Source organism: Rhodococcus sp. 11-3, assembly GCF_023704055.1.
GTDB classification, from domain to species: domain Bacteria; phylum Actinomycetota; class Actinomycetes; order Mycobacteriales; family Mycobacteriaceae; genus Rhodococcus; species Rhodococcus aetherivorans.
On sequence record NZ_CP080406.1, the window covers coordinates 2063034 to 2082945 of the forward strand.

18 protein-coding genes are annotated in these 19912 nt (G+C 71.7%); 15 read left to right on the forward strand and 3 right to left on the reverse strand.

Annotation, left to right across the window (positions count from 1 at the left end; genetic code table 11):
- The first annotated feature begins 141 nt into the window (after window positions 1–141).
- The 7 genes from KZJ41_RS10010 (at window position 142) to KZJ41_RS10040 (ending at window position 8073) form a co-directional block, all read left to right on the forward strand.
- Window positions 142–1149, forward strand: a complete 1008-nt coding sequence (locus KZJ41_RS10010; protein WP_251550712.1) for a phosphotriesterase — start codon at window positions 142–144, stop codon at window positions 1147–1149.
- Between the two features lie 47 nt (window positions 1150–1196).
- Window positions 1197–2150, forward strand: coding sequence for a phosphotriesterase (locus tag KZJ41_RS10015; RefSeq protein WP_185713661.1), 954 nt, complete (start codon window positions 1197–1199; stop codon window positions 2148–2150).
- Between the two features lie 71 nt (window positions 2151–2221).
- A complete protein-coding gene (locus tag KZJ41_RS10020; RefSeq protein ID WP_006938622.1) occupies window positions 2222–3349 on the forward strand; it encodes an FAD-dependent monooxygenase in 1128 nt (375 codons plus the stop codon).
- A gap of 4 nt (window positions 3350–3353) precedes the next feature.
- Window positions 3354–4295: an alpha/beta hydrolase gene (locus KZJ41_RS10025; protein ID WP_185713660.1), complete on the forward strand. Its 942-nt coding sequence runs from the start codon at window positions 3354–3356 to the stop codon at window positions 4293–4295.
- Between the two features lies 1 nt (window position 4296).
- Complete coding sequence (locus KZJ41_RS10030; RefSeq protein ID WP_102799613.1) at window positions 4297–5238, forward strand: MBL fold metallo-hydrolase; 942 nt, start codon at window positions 4297–4299, stop codon at window positions 5236–5238.
- A 23-nt stretch (window positions 5239–5261) separates the two neighbouring features.
- Window positions 5262–6995, forward strand: a complete 1734-nt coding sequence (locus KZJ41_RS10035; RefSeq protein WP_065922802.1) for a CocE/NonD family hydrolase — start codon at window positions 5262–5264, stop codon at window positions 6993–6995.
- 79 nt (window positions 6996–7074) lie between these two features.
- The gene (locus KZJ41_RS10040) at window positions 7075–8073 is read left to right on the forward strand and encodes a hypothetical protein (protein WP_251550713.1); all 999 of its coding nucleotides are present in this window, start codon (window positions 7075–7077) and stop codon (window positions 8071–8073) included.
- A gap of 24 nt (window positions 8074–8097) precedes the next feature.
- On the opposite strand, the gene KZJ41_RS10045 is transcribed toward KZJ41_RS10040, so the two are convergent.
- From KZJ41_RS10045 to KZJ41_RS10055, 3 genes are read right to left on the reverse strand one after another with little or no spacing between them, the layout of a single operon-like run.
- Window positions 8098–9075, reverse strand: a complete 978-nt coding sequence (locus tag KZJ41_RS10045; RefSeq protein WP_231771811.1) for a glycerate kinase — start codon at window positions 9073–9075, stop codon at window positions 8098–8100.
- Complete coding sequence (locus KZJ41_RS10050) at window positions 9057–9995, reverse strand: hydroxymethylglutaryl-CoA lyase (RefSeq protein ID WP_251550714.1); 939 nt, start codon at window positions 9993–9995, stop codon at window positions 9057–9059. The genes KZJ41_RS10045 and KZJ41_RS10050 overlap by 19 nt, the downstream gene beginning before the upstream one ends.
- Window positions 9992–11218 carry a CaiB/BaiF CoA-transferase family protein gene (locus tag KZJ41_RS10055; protein WP_251550715.1) on the reverse strand — a complete coding sequence of 409 codons (1227 nt, stop codon included), beginning with the start codon at window positions 11216–11218 and terminating at the stop codon, window positions 9992–9994. The genes KZJ41_RS10050 and KZJ41_RS10055 overlap by 4 nt, the downstream gene beginning before the upstream one ends.
- Before the next feature lie 359 nt (window positions 11219–11577).
- On the opposite strand from KZJ41_RS10055, the gene KZJ41_RS10060 reads away from it, so the two are divergent.
- The 8 genes from KZJ41_RS10060 (at window position 11578) to KZJ41_RS10095 (ending at window position 19805) form a co-directional block, all read left to right on the forward strand.
- Complete coding sequence (locus KZJ41_RS10060) at window positions 11578–11769, forward strand: hypothetical protein (RefSeq protein ID WP_006941589.1); 192 nt, start codon at window positions 11578–11580, stop codon at window positions 11767–11769.
- Between the two features lie 170 nt (window positions 11770–11939).
- On the forward strand, window positions 11940–12182 hold the full coding sequence (locus KZJ41_RS10065) for a helix-turn-helix transcriptional regulator (RefSeq protein ID WP_006941585.1): 243 nt from the start codon (window positions 11940–11942) through the stop codon (window positions 12180–12182).
- A gap of 5 nt (window positions 12183–12187) precedes the next feature.
- Window positions 12188–13423: a type II toxin-antitoxin system HipA family toxin gene (locus KZJ41_RS10070; protein ID WP_029542565.1), complete on the forward strand. Its 1236-nt coding sequence runs from the start codon at window positions 12188–12190 to the stop codon at window positions 13421–13423.
- A 105-nt stretch (window positions 13424–13528) separates the two neighbouring features.
- On the forward strand, window positions 13529–15613 hold the full coding sequence (locus KZJ41_RS10075; RefSeq protein ID WP_050034901.1) for a hypothetical protein: 2085 nt from the start codon (window positions 13529–13531) through the stop codon (window positions 15611–15613).
- Window positions 15614–15617: 4 nt separating this feature from the next.
- Window positions 15618–17273: a nuclease-related domain-containing DEAD/DEAH box helicase gene (locus KZJ41_RS10080; RefSeq protein ID WP_251550716.1), complete on the forward strand. Its 1656-nt coding sequence runs from the start codon at window positions 15618–15620 to the stop codon at window positions 17271–17273.
- Window positions 17270–17893, forward strand: coding sequence for a hypothetical protein (locus tag KZJ41_RS10085; protein ID WP_050034902.1), 624 nt, complete (start codon window positions 17270–17272; stop codon window positions 17891–17893). The genes KZJ41_RS10080 and KZJ41_RS10085 overlap by 4 nt, the downstream gene beginning before the upstream one ends.
- Window positions 17894–17905: 12 nt before the next feature.
- A complete protein-coding gene (locus KZJ41_RS10090) occupies window positions 17906–18838 on the forward strand; it encodes a hypothetical protein (RefSeq protein ID WP_029542573.1) in 933 nt (310 codons plus the stop codon).
- Between the two features lie 43 nt (window positions 18839–18881).
- A complete protein-coding gene (locus KZJ41_RS10095) occupies window positions 18882–19805 on the forward strand; it encodes a LysR substrate-binding domain-containing protein (RefSeq protein ID WP_006939143.1) in 924 nt (307 codons plus the stop codon).
- Window positions 19806–19912: the final 107 nt, after the last annotated feature.

The window sequence follows — 19912 nt, forward strand, 5'->3', positions numbered from 1 at the left end:
GATTCTAGCTGCAGTACAGCCACTGACTTGTCAGCACAGTCACATGTCGATATGCATCGTTACTTGACATGATGTAATGCGAACGCCTACTGTGATACACACCACGTCGTGCTGACGCGACGCTGACGAAAGGAAGTGCCGATGACTGGCGCCCACACTGCCGAGAGCAACACCGTCCATACCGTCCTCGGCCCCGTTCCCGCCGACGAGTTGGGGGTTGTCTCGGTTCACGAGGCGCTGTTGTCGGTGGTTCCGGGCGCGGAGCACGCATTCGACATCACCATGGACCGCGCCGAGATCTTCGAGACCCTGGCCGCGAAGCTGACCGATTTCCGTGAACACGGCGGACGGACGATCGTCGACAGCACCGGCATGTTCCACGGTCGCGACGTGAAGCTGTACGAGGCACTCTCCCGCACGACAGGCGTGCACATCGTCGCGTCCACCGGCATGGGCCCGGAGAACCTGCTCGGCGGCTATTTCCTCACGCCGCAGACCGACCCGCCCACCCCGTGGCCCGCGGAGAAGTTCGCCGACCTGTTCACCAGGGAGATCACCGAGGGCATGGTGGTTCCCCGCGTCGAGCGCCGCGGCGCCGCAGGCCTGGTGACCACCGCCGCGGATCCCGACGGTATGACCGCCACCGAGGAGAGCCTGTTCCGCGGCGCGGCCCGCACCGCCCTCGCTACGGGAGTCGCGGCCTCGATCCGCTACGGGAACGACGCCGTCCACGACCTCGGGATCGTCCTGGTCGAGAAGCTGCCGGCGGACCGCGTCGTCGTCGGCGGTCTCGACCGCAAGGACGCGATCGCCGCCGGCGCACCGTTCGAGATCGCTCGCCGCGGAGCCTTCGTCGCCCTCGACCACGTGGGCACGGCCGACGACATCCACGTCACCGACGAGGAGCGCGCCGCCGTGATCCGCGAACTGATCGAGGCCGGGCACGGAAACCGAATCCTGCTCTCGTGCAACGCGACCGGCGTGTCGAAGGGCGAACCCGGCGGAGGCACGGGCCGGCCCGGCCGCGACCTGCCGTTCAGCTACGTGCTCTCGACGTTCGTGCCCCTGCTCGCCGCGCAGGGTCTCGGCGACGAGGACATCCAGCGCATCCTCACCGGCAACCCGCGCGACCTGCTGGCCGTGCGCTGACGCCCCACCCGAAACCGCCGAAGAGATTTTCCCGAAGGGGAGTTGTTGTGTCGAGAGTGAACACCGTTCTGGGTCCGATCGCGACCGAGGAACTGGGCATCGTCGCCATCCACGAACACATCGGATACGGCATGCCCGGCTCCGAACTGGACACCCGATGGTGGAAGACCCCCGAGGAGCGCTACGAGGAGACCGTCCCGAAGCTGCGCAAGTTCCATGAATACGGGGGCGGCACCTTCGTCGACGTCACCGGCATCTGCAACGGCCGTGACATCGACTACTACAAGTCGCTGTCCGCCAAGACCGGCGTGAACATCATCGCCTGCACCGGATTCGTCGGCGGTGACACCGCCCTGCCGTTCTTCGAACGGGCGAGCGTGGACTACCTGACCCGGCAGTTCGTGCACGAGATCACCGTCGGCATCGGCGACACCGGCAGCCGCGCCGGCGTCATCAAGGTCGGGGTGAGCCGTGGTGGCCGGATGACGGAGCTGGACAAGCGCATCTACCGTGCTGCCGCTCGCGCCGCGCTGAGCACCGGCGTGCCGATCCTGACCCACCTGGCGATCGACGCCGAGAACGCCATCACCATCTTCAACGAAGAGGGCCTCCCGCTGGACCGCGTGCTGTTCGGGCACGCCGACGACGGCGTGAACGCCGAGAAGACGCGCGACACCTGGATCGCCGAACAGGGTGGCCGCGTCGGCTTCGACACCTTCGGATACGAGACCGAACTCGAGGACCCGCCGTTCTGGGCCCGGCCGCGCAAGGAACGCCTGGACCACTTCCTCCGGTTCCTCGGGGAGGGCCACCTCGACCAGGCACTCGCCGGCGTCGATGCCAACTGCAGCCCGCTCGGGTGGCCGGGTGTCAAGGGCCACACCGTGAACTACCTCTTCGAGGACCTCATCCCGGATCTGCGCGAGGCCGGTCTGGACGAGGCCACGATCACCAAGCTGTTCGTCGAGAACCCGGCCGACTTCCTCACGATCCAGTCCTGATCGCCCCAGGACAACCCAGCGCATCCACTCCCAGGGCGCTCCCGTACGCCCGACCCAGAGAGAAGAGACCCATGCAGCCTTCAGACCTGAAGAACCTCCGCGTCGCCATCGTCGGCGCGGGATACGCCGGCGCGGCGGCGGCCAAGGCACTGAGCCTGCTCGGCGCCGATGTCGACGTGTACGAGCAGGCCACCGAGGTCCGGGAGGTCGGCGCCGGCATCGGTCTGCGTCCGTCCAGCATGGACCGCTTCCGCGAATGGGGGATCTTCGACGCGATCGCGAACGTGAGCTCGCCGAGTGACTACTTCGAGATCCTCACCGCCACCGGTGATCCGATCATGAAGGACACCTGGCCGGCCTCCGCCGACCAGACGAAGACCTACCTGATCCACCGCGGTGACTTCATCGACGCTCTCCTGGGCGTGCTCCCCGACGGCATGGTGCACCTCGGTCACAAGCTGCAGACCGTCGAGGACCGGGGCGACCGTTCCGTCCTCACCTTCACGAACGGCACGACCGTCGAGGCCGACCTGGTCGTCGGCGCCGACGGCATCAAGTCGGTGGTGCGCCGGGAGCTGTTCAGCGACAAGGACCCACGGTTCTCCGGCGAGCACGCCTACCGCGCAGTGATCTCCGTCGACGACGCCCACGGGATGGTCACCGACGACAATCTCCGGATGTACATCGGCAAGGGAACGAAGGTCTACCTGCTGCCGCTGCGCCACCGGGGCCAGGTGTCCTTCGACATCACTGCCCTGTGCCCGGACAGCACCTGGGCGCCGCAGATCACCAAGGACGATCTCCTGAGGACCGTCGAAGGCTTCGACGAACGCATCGTGAACATCACACGCGACCTCGACATGGACACCGTGAACATCCGCGCGGTCTACGACATCGACCCGGTCGACACGTGGCACTCGGACTCGGTCGTCCTCGTGGGCGACGCGGCCCACTCGATGCTGCACCACCAGGGCCAGGGCGCGAACTCGGCAATCCTGGACGCCGGCGGTCTCGCCGACGCCCTGCGGGAGGCGGACTCCGTCAGGGAGGCGCTCGCGTCGTACCAGGCAACCCGCAAGCCGGTGACGGACGAGCTGCAGCGCATCTCCCGTCAGGGATGGACCGAGGACGAGGTCAACGACGTCTTCCCCGGGCAGAAGCCGTCGTCCCAGGCGTCCGTCTCCCAGCCGCAGGTCTGACGCCATGGCACTGCATCCTCAGATCGCACAGGTCCTGGCGAACCTGCCGGCCCCGCCCGAGGGCCCGCTCGACCCCGCGGCCATGCGTGCAGCGGAGGAGTCGCAGGTTGCTCCCGTCGAGGAGCGCCTGCCCCTCCACGCCGTCGAGGACACGACCGCGCAGACCCCGTCGGGGGACGTGCCGGTCCGGATCTACACCCCGGTCGACGCCGACTCGTACGGACTGCTGGTGTACCTCCACGGCGGCGCGTTCTTCCTCGGAAGCCTCGACACGCACGACCACGTCGCGCGGAACCTGGCCGCGGAGACCGGGCTGAAGGTCGTCTCCGTCGGCTACCGCCGGGCACCCGAGGCGGCGTTCCCGGCCGGCCTCCAGGACTGCCTCGGGGTGGTCCGGTGGGCCGCCGAGAACGGCGAGGCCCTGAAGTGGAACGGTGAGACCCTTGCGCTGGCCGGTGACAGTTCGGGCGGCACCTTCGTCGCCGCCGTCGCCGCGATGGCCCGCGACGAGGGATTCGACCGCATCACGCATCAGGTCCTGTACTACCCGTCGCTGGATCTGGACTTCGACGTCGACCGCTACGCTTCCCTGCGGGAGAACGCCGAAGGGTACGGCGTGGAGACGGCCGGACTGAAGGGCTTCAACTCCTTCTACGTCGACAGCGGTGCCGACCCGGCCGACCCGCTCGTCTCCCCGATCAAGCGTGAGGATCTCACCGGGCTGCCCCCTGCGCTGATCGTCACCGCCGAGTTCGACCCCATGCGCGACGAGGGCGAGCTGTACGGCCGGCGTCTGACCGAGGCCGGAGTGGACGCGACGGTGCGGCGCTACGCGGGCGCCAATCACGGTTTCGTCCAGAACTTCTCGTGGATCCCGGAGTTCCACCGGGCGTTCGAGGAGACGGCGGAGTTCCTTCGGCAGGCCCGACCCGGCCGGGGGGAGTGACGTGGTGCAGGACGTGACGATTCATCCGCTCGTCTCACCCTGGGGTCGATTCGGTCTCTACAGCTTCTTCATCGACGCCCCGGAGCCGGCGATCGTCGACACCGGGATCGCCTCGTCGCCCGCCGAGGGCATGGCTCCTGCGCTCGAGGCTCTCGGGCGCAGGATCGAGGACGTGCGCTGGATCCTGTTGACCCACGGCCACATCGACCACATCGGTGGGGCGCACGCCCTGTGGGAACTCACCGGCAGACGGGCCCGGGTCGTGATCCACGAGGCCGACGCGCACCTGTTGCGCTCGCGGCGGGCCCACGTCGACGAGTACCTGTCGGTGCGTGGGCAGTACCTGCACGATCCCGAGGGCGCTGCGAAGCAGACCGCCACCGCGGAGGCCGTCATCTCCGGGGAGATGGAGCCGACGATGCTGGTGCGGGGCGGCGAAAGGCTGTCCCTCGGCGGCGACGTCACCGTCTCGGTGCATTCCATCCCCGGGCACACCGCAGGATCGGTCGCGTACGTCGTCGAGGGGCAGAACTCCGTGTTCGTCGGCGACGCCGTGCAGGTCCACGGGGCGGCCAACGGCTTCCCCGGCTACGAGGATCCGGACGCGTACCGGTCGAGCCTGCAGTACCTGCGGGACGAGATCCGCCCGAATCACCTGTACCTGGGGCATCCGTACCGTCGGGCGGACGGTGTCGCGTACGGCGTCGAACTCGATCGGGACCAGGCTGCCGAGGCACTCCGGGAGAGTGTGGACATCGAGGGCGGCGTCCGCGGCGCGGCCCATCGGTGCCTGTGCGCCGGTCTGCAGGAGACGGACTCGGCGTACTCGCCGTTCGCGCCGGTGGCGGAGGAACTCGGCTACGAGGGGGATCCGACGCTCGAACCGTCCCCGTTCTTCACGTCGCTGCACGGCTACCGCACACAGTTCACCCAGAAGTCTTGACAGAGGATAGGAGTCGCAGACTCATGGCCGATTTCGAAGAATTCGACGCGGGTGGGCAGACCATCCACATCCACAAGGATCTCCGGGTCCCGATGCGGGACGGGATCGAGCTGGCGGCAGACGCCTACCAGGGTGTCGACGACAAGCCTCGACCGGCGCTGGTCGCGCTGAGCCCCTACGGCAAGGAGCTGCAGGCGCTCGCCCTCACGACGCCGCCGCAGCGTCGCCCCAGCCCGATGTGGGACGGCTGCATCGAAGCCGGGGACATCGCCCGCGTCGTCGCGGAGGGCTACGTTCACGTGATCGGCGACCTGCGCGGCTCCGGCGCCTCCGAGGGCGAACACATCGGCAACTACAACGCCGGCGGCGTGCCGCTGGGGCAGGACGCCTACGACTTCATCGAGTGGGTCGCCGAGCAGCCGTGGTGCGACGGCAACGTCGGCATGATCGGCATCTCCTATTTCGGGTCGATGCAGGTGCTCGCCGCCGCGGAGCGTCCGCCGCATCTGAAGGCGATCTTCGTCAGCGGCGGCCACTACGACTTCTACGAGACCACCTACCACGGCGGCATCATGTGGTTCATGCCGCGGGCCGCCCGCGAGGGCCGCGGCGGCGACTCCGGCTGGGCCTTCACCGACAACGTCAAGTCCCGCATGCTCGAGACGTACTCCCCGGAGGAGATCAGGGAGCGCGTCGCCGAGCGCCTCGAGGATCCGGATGTGGCCGCCTGGCCGAACCTGGTCCACGTGCTGAACTACCCGAAGCACCACGAGGCCTGGTTCGACATCGTGATGAACGAGCTGGACGGCGAGTGGTACGAGGAGCGCAACCCCATCACTCTGGCCCCGAACATCGACATCCCGGTCTATCTGCAGATCGACCAGGGTCGCGGCTGGACGATGGACGGCACGATCGAACTCTTCGACGCGCTGAAGGGTCCGAAGAAGCTGGACATCGGCCCGTACCCGCCCATGCAGTCGCGCCCCTTCATCGAGGAGCACGACAAGATGTTCCGCTGGTACGACTACTGGATCAAGGGCATCGACAACGGGATCATGGACGAGCCCGCGGTGAGCGTCTTCGTCGAGGGCTCGCGTGAGCGGGTGACCGGCAACCAGTGGCCGCCGAAGGACATCGAATACACGTCCCTCTACCTGCGCCCGCGCGGCAAGCTCTCCACCGAGCCGGAGCCGATGGGTGCGCAGTACGCCGCCCCGGACGGCTTCTATCAGGCCCCGCTGACCGTCACCGACAAGGTCGAGATCCTGAGGTGGGAGACCCCGGTGTTCGAGGAGTCGACGGAGATGATCGGCACCGGTGCCGCGCACATCTTCGCGGAAATCGACCAGCCGGACTCGAACTTCATCCTGCGCCTGTGGGACTACGCCCCGGGCGGCAAGCGCCAGCTGATCACCACCGGCTACCTGAAGGCCTCGCACCGCGAGCTGGACGAGCGCACCACCGAGGGCAACCCGTACCACCCGCACACCCGCGCTGTGCCGGTCGAGCCCGGGAAGATCGAGGAGTACGTGCTGCGCCTCTACCCGTTCGCGAACACCTTCCAGCCGGGTCACAAGCTGACCGTGGAGCTGTCCAACGGGGAGCCGCTGGCCGACGAGCACAACGCGCTGCTCCCGCCGGATGCGTTCCACCTGCCGGTGGGCCGCCCGGTCACCCACAAGATCTACCGGGACGCCGCCCACCGGTCCCGGCTCGTGCTGCCGTTCACGACGCGCAGGGCGGGGGAGAAGGAGTAGCGACAGCGGTTTCGGACGCCACGTCCTTCCGCCACGGTGCGTTACGCTCGGGCATCGTCCCGTCGGCGGAAGGGCAGTGATGCGTGCGGTGCTCGGCGTTGCGATCGATGCCGGTGAGGTCTGTGCGGTGCTCGTGGATGCCGACGTTCCGGCGCTCGGACCGTTCGACACGCAGCGGTGGGCCGCCGGCGAACGCGCGGACGCGGAGGCGGTGCGCCGGGCGCTCGCGGTGATGACCGAGCGGGCCGCGCGGGCCGGGGTGCCGTTTGCCCGCGCCGGACTGGTGGCGTCCGAGGCGGTCGTGCCGGACCCCGGGGAGACCGCGGTGCCGGTGCAGGCCGTGGGGGTCGACGAGGCCCGGCTGGCCTTCCTCGCCGCGGCCCCGGAACTCGAGGGTGTACGGGTGGTGGCACTGATCGGCCGCGGCGATGCGGCCACGACCGCGTCGGTCGCCGACATCCGTTCGGGGGCGGTCCTCGCGTCGGTCGCCGTGGCGGAGGACGACTTCGGTGGGATCGCCCCGGCCTTGCCGGAGGCCGCGGACGAGGCCGTGGCGCGGGCCGGGGTGGCGCCGGAGGCGCTGGCCTTCCTGGACCTGCGACCCGGCGACGCCGCGGTCGCCCGGGAGTTGTCCGCGGTGCTCGGCGTGCCGTTCGTGACCCCGCACGGCGTGCCGTGGCACCGGGCCACCGGAGCCGCGCTCGTGGCCGCACACACCGATCGGCCGCCGGTCCCGGCACCTTCCCCGGGCCGCCGGGTGGCGGTGCTGGTGTCGGCCCTCGTCGCGCTGGCCGTGCTGCTCGGCGGCGGGCTGGCCGTCGCCATCGGTGGGGCCGGACCGTCCGAGCCGCCGCGCCCGGCCGACGCCGTCCGGTCCGTGCCCGCACCGCAGACCAGCCTCTCGCCGGAGACCGGGACGCCGTCCGCGGTTCCGTGCCCGGGGCGCGACACTCCGGCCGCGCAGGCGCCCGAGGCCCGTCCCGCGGGCTGGTCGGTGCGGGCGTCCGACCCCGACCTCGGCCCCCACCCCGGCCCGACGCCGCCGACGACGACCGTCACCGCACCCCCGTGCGAATGACGTTCCCCCGGAATATCGTTCGATTCAGGCGCGGCGTGCGAGCCGGGCGCCGGCCGCACGCATGGCGTCGAGATCGGTGGCGACCATGATCTCCGCGAATCGGTCGCGGTAGTCACCGAGGTCGTCGCCGACGGATCCCACCACCGCCACCACCGGCACCGTGTGGACCCGGGCGAGGATCGCCGAGACGATCTTTCCGGCACGGGACTGTCCGTCGAGGCGGCCCTCGCCGACGACGACGAGGTCGGCGTCGGCGAGGGCCGCGTCGAAACCGACGGCGTCGAGCACGAATTCGGCTCCCGAGCGCAGGTCCGCGCCGAACTGCGCCCACATGCCGCCGGCGAAACCGCCGGCCGCGCCGGTGCCGTCGACCTCGCGCGGATCACGCGGAAGCGTCACGGCCGCGTCCTCGAGGCGCCGCGTGAGCCGCTCCACGGCCGTCTCGTCGGCGCCCTTCTGCGGGCCGAACACCACGGCGGCGTCGGCGTAGCGGGTGGTCACGTCCGTCAGCACCGTGACGGTGGCGGTGCCCAGGCCGCCGGCCTCCACGATGGCGGTGATCGCGCCGAGCCCGCCGTCGGTCGTGGCCGACCCGCCGGCCGCGACGACGATGTGCGTGGCGCCGCGCCGCAGTGCCTCGACCATCGCCAGCCCGGTGCCGTAGGTGTCCGCCGTCATCGGATCACGGAAGCCCTTGTGCGGTGTGGTGATTCCGCTGAAGGTGGCGAGTTCGACGACTGCGGTGCCGTCCTCGCCGAGTCCGAACGATCCCGAGCACGGTGCGCGCCAGGGGTTCACGGATTCCATCTCGATCGGCTCGAGGCCGAGCGCGCCGGTGAGCACGTCGAGGGTGCCGTCGCCGCCGTCGGCCACCGGCATCCGGATCGCCTCGAGCCCGGCGGATTCCGCGCCGGCCGCCACCTCCTCGGCGACCTCCGCGGCCCGGTACGTGCCCTTGAAACTGTCCGGAGCGATCAGCACCCTCACCGGTTCACCACCCATTCGAACGCCGCGGCCTCGGATCGGGCCCCCTGCGCAGCGCGGGAGCGGTTCGGCTCGCCCAGGTCGGCGACGACGGACTCCCCGAGCCGGACCAGGTCGGCGAACACCGCCGGGGTCAGCCAGGGGGGCCGGGTGGCGAAGAGCAGGTCCTCGCTCGCGGTGTTGCCGCTCGCGCCGGGGGCGAACGGGCAGCCGCCGAGACCGCCGAGCGAACCGTCCACCACCGCGGCGCCCGCCCCGATCGCCGCGAGGCTGTTGGCGACGCCCAGACCCCAGGTGTCGTGGCCGTGGAAGACGATGCGGCGGGCGGGGGAGTCGTCGCGCACCCGGGACACCAGCGCCGCGACCTGCGCCGGCACGGCCTGGCCGAGGGTGTCCGCCAGGACGATGTCGGCGGCGCCGTCGGCGCGGGGGTCGCACGCGATCTCGAGCACCCGGTCGGGGTCGACAGGCCCGTCGAACGGGCAGGTGAACGCCGTGGCCAGGCAGAGCTGGATGCTGCCGCCGGCAGCGCGGGCGTGCTCCACCGCGGCGGGCATCGCGGCGAGGCTCGCGTCGGTGTCCCGGCCGATGTTGGCACGGTTGTGTGCATCCGACACCGACAGGCAGTACTGGAAGTGCCGGGCGCCGGCGGCGGCCGCCTTCTCCACGTGCCGCGGCGTGGCCACCCAGATGTAGCAGCGGTCGAGTTCCTCGGGCGTGAGCATCCCGATCAGTTCGACGGTGCCGGCCATCGGGGGCACCAGATCGGGCCGGGCCATCGAGCCGATCTCGAGCTGCGGCACGCCGGCGGTCAGCAGGGCACGGACGATCTGTGCCCGGCGCTCGACGGGCAGCACCTTGCCGGTCAGTTGCAGCCCGTCGCGCAGGGTCACGTCGCGCAGTTGCGGTGCCCCGGCCCTCACGACACCACCGCTCACGACACCACCTCCAGGAGCTCGTCGATCTCGGCCTCGGTCCGGCCGAGCAGGCCGCCGAGGATCTCGCGGGTGTGTTCGCCCAGGTCCGGCCCGACGTTGCGGATCGGCAGCGACCGGCCGCCGAGCACGGGCACGATGCCCGGGAACCCGACCTGTTTCGGCTCGTCCTCGCCGACGTCGACGGCGAAGTGCTGGATCATGTTCCGGGCCCGGTACTGCTCGTCGTCGACGATGTCGGCCGCCGTGTAGATCGGCCCGCACGGCACCCCCGCGGCCTCGAGGATCCCGAGCACCTCGTCGCGCGGCCGGCGCCGCGTCCAGTCGGCGATCGCGGCGTCGAGTTCCTCCCGCCGGTCCCACCGCCCGTGGTTGGTGGTCAGGCCGGGATCGTCGGCGAGTTCGGGCCGCTCGATGGTGCGCATGTAGCGCTGGAAGATGGCGTCCGCGTTGCCGGCGATGATCACGGAGGTGCCGTCCGAGCAGGGGTAGGCGTTCGAGGGGGCGATGCCCTCCATGCGGCCGCCGACCCGTTCGCGCCGGACGCCGTAGGCGAGGTAGTCGGGAATCAGCGATTCCATCATCGACAGCATCGACTCGTTCAGGGCGACGTCGACGACCCGGTTCACCATCGGCAGCGACCCGATCAGCTGCCGCTGCAGCAGCGCCGTGACCGAGCCGAAGGCCGCGTACAGCCCGGCGATGGAGTCGCCGATCGACACCCCGACCCGCACCGGCGGCCGGTCCGGGTCCCCGACGAGTTCGCGGAACCCGCCGACGGCCTCGGCGACGGCCGCGAATCCGGGGCGATCCGCGAGGGGCCCCGTCTGGCCGAACGCGGAGATCCGGGTGATCACCAGGTCGGGCTTGATCTCCGACAGCACCTCGGGGCCCATGCCCCATTTCTCCAGGGTGCCCGGCCGGAAGTTCTCGAGCAGCACGTCGCAGTGGCGCACCAGATCGAGGATCACGGCCCGGCCCGCGTCGGTACGCAGGTCCACCACGATGGACTTCTTGTTGCGGTTCACCGTGCGGTACAGCATCGACGTGTCCCCGGCGTACAGGCGCCAGTTGCGCAGTTCGTCGCCGGTGCGGGGACGTTCGACCTTGATGACCTCGGCGCCGAAGTCGGCGAGCAGCCGGCCCGCGGTGGGTGCGGCGATGTAGTTGCCGAGTTCGAGGACGCGGATGCCCTCGAGAGGGCGCAGGATCTCCTCCGAGTTCATGGGCAACAGTGTGCCCTGTGCCGCTGCGCGGCGTGTGCCCTGTGCCGCTGCGCGGCGTGTGCCCTGTGCCGCTGCGCGGCGTGTGCCCTGTGCCGCTGCGCGGCGTGTGCCCTGTGCCGCTGCGCGGCGTGTGCCCTGTGCCGCTGCGCGGCGTGTGCCCTGTGCCGCTGCGCGGCGTGTGCCCTGTGCCGCTGCGCGGCGTGTGCCCTGTGCCGCTGCGCGGCGTGTGCCCTGTGCCGCTGCGCGGCGTGTACCCCGCACCGCCGGCGAGCGGACACGCCGCGCCCCTCCCGCGATCGTGTGACCCAGCGCACTATTCTTCGTAGTCGGGCGGGGGGCCTCGGGAAGGTGCTTGGGTCATGGTGGTCGCGAAAGTCGTTCTGTGGTGTGCGCTGCTGGCGGGTCTGGTCGGCGCCGGGATCGCCGTCAACGCGCTGCACGTGCACGGTGCCGTCGGCTCACTGATCGTGGCGTCGGTCGCGGGCCTGGTGCTGCTGCGGCTTCGGCCCGCGGCCCAGCTCGAGGTCGAGCCGGATCGCGTCACGCCCTGACCGGCCGCACCCCTGGGCTTGCGAGGCCAGGCCGAAGCCACGAACTCCCGTGGACGGGCCAGCTTTGCGACTCTTGAGCTTGCCATTGCAGGCATAGCCCTGGACAACTGCGCGTAGCGACGGCACACTCGACGCAAAGCATGCCGTCGCAAGCACAGGGAGGAGGCGCCGTGGCCACGCCCCGCCGTCGCGCCCGCACGGGACGCGGCGGTCTCGGTGACCACTTCGTCGACCGGCGGCACCGGCTCGGCCTCACCCAGTCCGAGCTGGCCGACCTCGCCGGGGTGTCGCGCTCGAGCGTCCAGTCGCTCGAGTCCGGCCGCGCCACCGTGCAACTCGACCTCGTCGTGGCGATCGCCGACGCGCTGGGCTGCGACCTGACCCTCACCACGCGCGGCGACCGGGCCGGGTGAGCGCGGTGGTCGAACGCCTGGTCGCCGTCGACAGCGCCGACGTGTACAAGGGCGACCGCTTGGCCGGGCACCTCACCCGGGACGGCCACGATGTCGTGTTCCGGTACGCGCAGGACTACCTCGACGATCCGGCCGCTCCCGCCCTCGCGTGGACGGTGCCGAAGACCGGGGAGGAGGTCCGCGCCGGCGGCGGCAGCGTGCCCCCGTTCTTCGCCGGCCTGCTGCCGGAGGGCATCCGGCTCCGCGGCGCCGTCGCCGCCACCAAGACCTCCGAAGACGACCATCTCACCATCCTCATGGCGGTCGGCGCGGACACCATCGGCGATGTGCGGGTGCTCCCCGCCGGCGCTCGGCCCCCGACGTCGACGCTCCTGCTCGACCCGGATGCCGTCCGGCGCGAGGACCTGCACGAGCTGTTCGACCGGATCTCCGGCCACGAGTCCGTCGTCCTCGACCCGACCTCCCTGCCGGGAGTGCAGGCGAAGGTGTCGGCCCAGATGTACTCCGCCCCCGTCGCGACGGTGCAGGGCCCCGCCATCCTCAAACTCGCACCGCCCCGCGGCTACCCCCGCCTGGTCGAGAACGAGCACTTCTTCATGGGTCTCGCGACCGCCTGCGGCCTCGCCGTCGCCGGGCATCAGCTCGTCTACGACCGCAGGGGCAACGCGGGACTGCTCGTCGCCCGCTTCGACCGATGGATCGGTCCCGGCCACACCGTCCACCGCACCGCGCAGGAGGACGCCTGCCAGGTCCTCGGTGTCTACCCGGCGGCCAAGTACCGGCTGAAGACCGAACGCGTCGTCGAGGCGCTGGCCGCCGCGTGCGAGCGCGGCGGCGGATCGGCCCGCGTCGCCACCCTCGAACTGCTGCGGCTCGTGGCCTACTCGTACGCCGTCGGCAACGGCGACCTGCACGGGAAGAACTTCTCCATCCACCTGACCGAGGCCGGGCTGTGGGCCGTCACCCCGGCGTACGACCTCCTGTGCACCCAGCCCTACCTCGGTTGGCGCGACCCGATGGCCCTCGACCTGTACGGCAAGGCCAACAAGCTCACCCGCCGCCACTTCGTCGAGTCCGGTGGCCGGCTCGGCGTGCCCGAACGCGCCGTCGTCCGGATGCTCGACGGGATCCGGCGCGGGATCGCCGGCGGCCTCGACCGCGTCGCCGAGATCGGGTTCGACGACCGGGACACGGCCCGTCTGCGGGACATGCTGGTCCGGCGCGCCGACGAACTCGGCTGATCCGGTCGTCGTACGACGGCCGGACCGCCGGCCGGTAGAGTCCCCGACGGGCGTTCCGCACGAGACCGCGGTCGCCTGTCGCGCATCGAAGAGGAGCACCGGGTCGTGTCGCTGTGGTCGACTGCACTGTCCCCCGGGATGCTCAGCGAGTACGTCTGGCTCGACCTGATGCCGTGGCTCGACCGGTACGGCTCGGCCCGCAACGCGCAACTGGCCGCCCTCGTCCCCGACGAACGCTGGTGGGAACGCCGGTCCCCGGCGGAGACCGCCGCCTCCGCCGACGTCGTGGCGATCTGTGGGGAACTGGCCCGCATCTACGTCACCGAGCACCCCGATCTCGCGTTCTCCACGGGAATCGCCGACACCGTCGACGTCCCCGTCGCGGCGCTCGGGCTCGGCACCCGCGCCGCCGCCACCGTCGCGCGGCTGCCCCGCGCGGCGACCACCGCCGGCCTGCTCGGCTACACGCCCGCCGCCCTGTTCTCCGTGCGCGGTGCGGGCCCGGAGACCGTGCACCAGATCGTGCAGGCCGTCCTCGTCCTCGCGATCCTGCGGGACCCGGCGTCGCTGCGGGTGGCGACCGACGCCCCCACGCTCCCGCCGGCGCTGTCGCTGCTGATCGACGACCTCGTCGCGCTCGCGCGGTGGCGCGGGCTGCGCGCCGACCCCGACCGGCCGTTGGTGCGGGTCGAGCTCGAGGACGGCACCCCCGAGGAGATCCAGCAGGTCGCCGCGCGCATCGCCGCCCTGACCGCGCGTGACCTGCCCGTGCCGGCGCCCCACCGCGCGCTCGACGAACTCGCCGCGTACGTCGCCGGGCTGTCCGCGCCCGAGCGCGACGCGATCCGCCGCCGCGTCCTCGGCGACGAGCCGCCCGACCCGGACGCCCCGTCGACCTTCGCGTTCGGTACCGCCGTCGGCGACCTGCTCGCGGCGCTGCGCGTGGACGTGCGCCCCGTCGCCGCCCTCGACCGGATGCTGGGGTTGCGGCCGGAGCTGGCCCAGCCCGTCCCCGGGCTCGACGTGCCGCTGTGGCGGGCTCTCGCCCGCCTCGACGACCGCTTCGAGGTGGTCGACGGGTGGGTCGCCGTGCCCGGTCTGGCCGAGGCCGAGCGGCGCACCCACGCGCTGCTCGCCGAGTTCGAATCCCCGAACGGGGTCGTCGAACCCGCGGCCGTCGCTGTCGTGTGGGACCTGCCCGCCGCGGAGTTCGCCGCGTGGCTGCGCCGGTGCGGTGTACCGATGTTCGAGGGCCGCGCTCTGACCCGGCGGTCCGCGTTCGCCGATCATGCCGCGGCGGTTCTCGAGGTGATCGGGGATCCGCTGCCGGCCGCGGAGCTCGTCGACCGCATGGGCACCCCCGCGGGTCCCGCCGCCGTGATCGACGCGATCGGCGCAGACGAACGGTTCACGCTCTCCGAGGACGGCAGGTGGTCACTCAGCGAATGGGAGACCGACGAGGCGGGCGCGGTGCGCGGCCGCATCGCCCGGATCGTCGACGCCGACGGCGGATCCGCCGACCTGGACCGCGTCGTCGACCGTCTGGTCGAGCGTTTCGGGGTGTCGCCGACCAGCGCCCGCATCTTCGCCGGCAGCGGTGACTTCGAGATCGTCGACGGCCGGGTGCGCCGGCGCCGCCGCACCCACGTGAGCATCAAGCCGCCGCACCGCACCCGCCGCCTCTACCGCCTCGGCGACGTGTGGCGGCTGCGGGTCACCGCCACGCGTGACCACCTGCGCGGTGCCGACTTCCCGGTGCCGTCCGCGGTCGCGGGGGTCATCGGCTGCGCGCCGGGCCGCGAGGTCTCCCTGTCGTCCCGGCTGGGCACCCAGGTCGTGCGCTGGACCGGCGCGTCCCCCCATCTCGGCAGCGTGCGACGGTTTCTCGAGGACCTCGGGGTGGACGAGGGCAACGAGATGTTCCTCGAGTTCCACCCCGGCGGCCGGTTCGACGTGCTGCCGCTGCGCACCGTCGCCGACAACGCCGAACCGCTGCGCAAGGCGCTCGCCCTCATCGGCCACTCGGCCCCGGAGATCGTGCCGGACGAGGGCGTCGCGCCGGCCTTCGCCGCCGCCGTCGGCCTGGGCGACGAGACCCGGCCGCGCCGGGTGCTCAGCGCCTACCGGGCCCGGCACGAGGCCGAGGTGACCGCATTGCTCGAGCAGGCATGGGTGCGCGTGCCAAGCTGAGCGCATGCCGATCCGCAGACCCGAGCATCCGCTGTTGGCGAACGACGCCGAACGCGTCGTCTGGGACGCGCTCGTCCGGCAGCTCGGCGACGGTGATCTCGTCGCCGCGGGCCTGCGCGTCACCGACCATCTCAAGGACCACGAGATCGACTTCGTCCTAGCCCTCGAGGGCCACGGCATCGCGTGCCTCGAGGTCAAGGGCGGCCAGGTGTGGCACGACGGCTTCCAGTGGGTGCAGGCCCGGCAGGGCAAGGACCGGTCGATCGATCCGGTCCGGCAGGTGATGCAGTCCTGCTACGCGCTGCGCCGCTACGTCGAGGCCGACCCCCGCTGGACGCAGGGCCGGCTGCGCTGGGACCACTTCGTCGTCCTGCCCAACACCGAGGTCCGCGCCGACTTCGCCCTGCCCGAGTGCCCCCGCTGGAAGGTGATCGACCGCAACGACCTCGGCAGCATCGCCGAACGGCTGCGCGCGGTGCTCGACAAGCAGGAACTCGACCGGCCGGCCCTCGTCGCCGACGGCGTCGACCAGTTCGCCGAGGTGCTCGCGGGCCGTGGCCTGCCGCAGCGCGACGTGGTTTCGCGTGCCGTCGCCAACGAGGACGCCGCGGACCGGCTCACCGAGCAGCAGGCCGTCATCCTCGACGCGACCCGCCTGCTGACCCGGGTCGAGGTGCGCGGCGGCGCCGGCACAGGCAAGACGTTCCTCGCCCTCGAGCAGGCCCGGCGCCTCGCCGAGCAGCACCAGCGGGTCGCGCTGATCTGCTATTCGCACGGCCTCGCGTCGTACCTGCAGCGGATCACCGCGACGTGGAACCGGAAGAAGCGGCCCGCATACGTCGGCGAGTTCCACGCCCTCGGCCGGCTGTGGGGGGCCGCCGAGGGTCCCGACGAGGCCCTGCGCACCGCCGACACCGTGCGCTTCTGGGAACACGACCTGCCCGCCCAGATGACCGAGCTGGCCCGGTCGCTGCCGGAGGGACAGCGCTTCGACGCGGTCGTCGTCGACGAGGCGCAGGACTTCGCCGACGCCTGGTGGGATCCGATCATGGCCGCCCTGCGCGACGAGGAGACCAGCGGCATCTACGTGTTCACCGACGAGGCGCAGCGGGTGTTCGACCGGGAGGGCCGGCCCCCGGTGCCGCTGGTTCCGCTGGTGCTCGACCACAACCTGCGCAACACCCGGCAGATCGCGGGGACCTTCGGCCCGCTCGTCGGGCAGCGGATGCGGCTGCTCGGCGGCGACGGCCCCGACGTGCAGTTCGTCGCGTGCCGCGGCGACGAGGCGCTCGCCGTGGCCGACGACCGGATCGACGCCCTGCTCGAGGAGGGCTGGCGGCCCGGCGACGTCGCGCTGCTCGCGACGGGCAGCCGGCACCCGGAGCAGGTGGCGCACCAGTCCGAGGGCAACTCGGCGTACTGGGACAGCTTCTGGGACACCGAACAGGTCTTCTACGGGCATGTCCTCGGCTTCAAGGGACTCGAGCGCCGGGCGGTGGTGCTCGCGGTGAACGAGACGCAGCCCCAGGAGCGCTCGCGCGAGCGCCTGTACGTGGGGTTGTCCCGGGCCCGCGACCAGCTGGTGGTGTGCGGGGACCCGGACTTCGTCCGGCAGGTCGGCGGTCCGGAGCTGGCGGCACGGCTGGGGATCGGCCGATGAGCCTGCTGCGGGACTGGACGGTGTCGGCGACGGCGGGGGAGTTCGTCGGATTCCTCGTTCCCGCCGTCGTCGGGGCCGTGCTGTTCGACAGTGCCGCGGCGTTGCCGGCGCTGATGGTGGCCGGTGTCGTCGAGGGATCGGTGCTGGGCTGGTCGCAGGCGCGGGTGCTGCGGCACCGGCTGCCGGCGATGTCGGTCCGGCGCTGGGTGCTGGGCACGGGTGTCGCCGCCGCGTGCGCCTACCTGCTGGGGATGTCGCCCTCGACCTTCTACGAGACGTGGTCCGCGTGGCCGGTGGCGATCCCGATCGCGCTCGGTGTCCTCTTCGGCGTGGCGTTGCTGGGTTCGATCGGGGTCGCGCAGTGGCTCGAGCTGCGTCGGCACCTCCCGCGCGCCGGGCGCTGGATCGTGTGGACGGCCGGTGCGTGGCTGGCCGGTCTCACGCTGTTCCTCGTGGTGTGCACGCCGCTGTGGCAGCCCGGCCAGCCGCTGTGGCTCACCGTGGCGATCGGGGCGCTCGGCGGCCTGCTGATGGCGTTTGTGACCGCCCTGGTCACCGGCTTCGGCATCCGTCACCTGCTCGGCACGGAGCATCCTGCTGCGCCCGTCGTGCGCGCGTAGCACCATGGAGCCATGGCCGACGACGCGCACATCGAGGAACCGGGTCCCGCCGACGAAGCCGTCGCCCGCGCCCTGCGGGACGCGATCGTCTCGGTCGAGGCCGCCGTCGCGCGGGTGCACGAGTTCTCCGCGGAGATCTTCGAGCTGGTCGGCGCACCCGGAGGCGGGGACGCCGTCGACCACCACAACGCGCTGACCAGGGTGGCTGGGCTCCTGGACGCCACCGGGCAGCTGCGCGCCACCGACTGGGAATCCGTGCGCGGCCTCGGCGACGTACTCGCCGATCGGGCCGGGCGGCTGCGAGCCCACACCGGAGAAGTGCTCGACGGGCTCGCCGCCGACGCTCCGGCGCAGGACCGGGTGGCCTGCCTGCAGCAGGCCGTGGAGACCGACCGGCTCGGCGAGACGTTGCAGCTGCTCGTCCTCGTCGAGGACTCGCTGAACCTGTGGCAGCGGCTGCGGCTCGCGCGGATCCGCACCACCGAACCGGACCGGCTCGAGCACGAATGCGCGGCGATCGGCACGACGCTCGCCGGGCGCGTCGAGCGGGACGTCGGGCTGCTGCTGCGCGCCCGCGCACGGCTGGCGAGCTACGCCGCGCTCAAGCCGTTCGAGCTGGTGCGATGGCTGTCGACCGCCCGGGTGAAGAAGGACATCGCCCGGCTCCGGGCGGACCTGGACGACGTCGCGGCGGCGCTCGGCAGCGCCGCGGAGCGCGCCCTCGAGGCCGAGGATCCGTCGGTGGCCGAGAACCTGGCGGAGCTGGGCAACCCGGTCCGGGCCGTCAGCGGTGCCCTCGGCGACAGCGCCCGCACCCTCGGCGGCCGGGCCGTCGGGGCGGGCAGCACCGGGGTCGGGAAGCTGGGCCGGGGGCTGCACCGGGTCGCGGAGCCCCGCCGGCGGCCGGGCGGCGACGTGCCGCTGACGACCGCCCCCGACGCCTGACCGCCGCGACGGGCGCGGCGCGGACCGCCCATATGATCGATTCATGAGCAGCGACCGGGCGCCGGCCTTCACCATGCGGCAACTGGTCGCCTTCGTCGCCGTCGCCGAGACCGGGACGATCAGCGCGGCGGCCGACCGGCTGCTGGTGTCGCAGTCGGCGGTGTCGCTGGCGGTCACCGAACTCGAGAAGGCGCTGTCGGCGCAGCTGTGCGTGCGCCGCCGTGCCCACGGCGTGCACCTCACGCCGGCGGGGGAGTCGCTGCTGGCCCGGGCGCGGGCCCTGCTGCAGCAGGCGAGCGAGATCGAGGACGAGATGCTCGGGGCGGGCGGCGAACTCGCCGGCCGGCTCGCCGTCGGGTGTTACACGACGGTCGGGCCGACGATCCTGCCGCCGCTGTTGTCCGAGTTCACCGAGCTTCATCCGCGGGTGTCGCTCGAGTTCCGGGAGGCGATGGCCGACGAGCTGGGCGAGCGGCTCGAGGGCGGGGCGCTGGACGCGGTGATCACCTACGACCTGGAGCTGCCACCGGCATGGCGCACCGCCACGCTGATGACGAGGCGGCCGGCGCTGGTCGTGCAGGCGGGGCACCGGCTGGCGGCCACGCCCGGCCCGGTGGAGCTGGCCTCGGTGCGGGACGAACCGATGGTGTTGCTCGACGCGGTGCCGGCGTCGACACACGCGATGCAGGTGTGTGCGCGGGCCGGGTTCACGCCCCGGATCGAGTACCGGTCGGCGAACTACGAGACCGTGCGGGCGTACGTCGGCCGGGGCCTGGGCTGGACGATCATGCTGCACCAGCCGCAGCTCAACCGCACCTACGGCGGACTGAAGATCGTGCTGTTGCCGATCGACGTCCCCGACCTCGATCCGGTGCGGCTGGTCATCGCCTGGCGTCCCGACGTGGTGCTCAGCCGGGTGGTACGCGAGTTCATCTCGTTCGCAACGGCCCGCGTGGGCGCGCTGTGAGCGGCGCCGCCGACCATTCTTGAGTATTTCTCATATCGATCAGCAGATTCCTGTTCTTTTCTGAGGTTGTGACTGCGGACATACTGGGTTCCGACGCGCTGATCGGC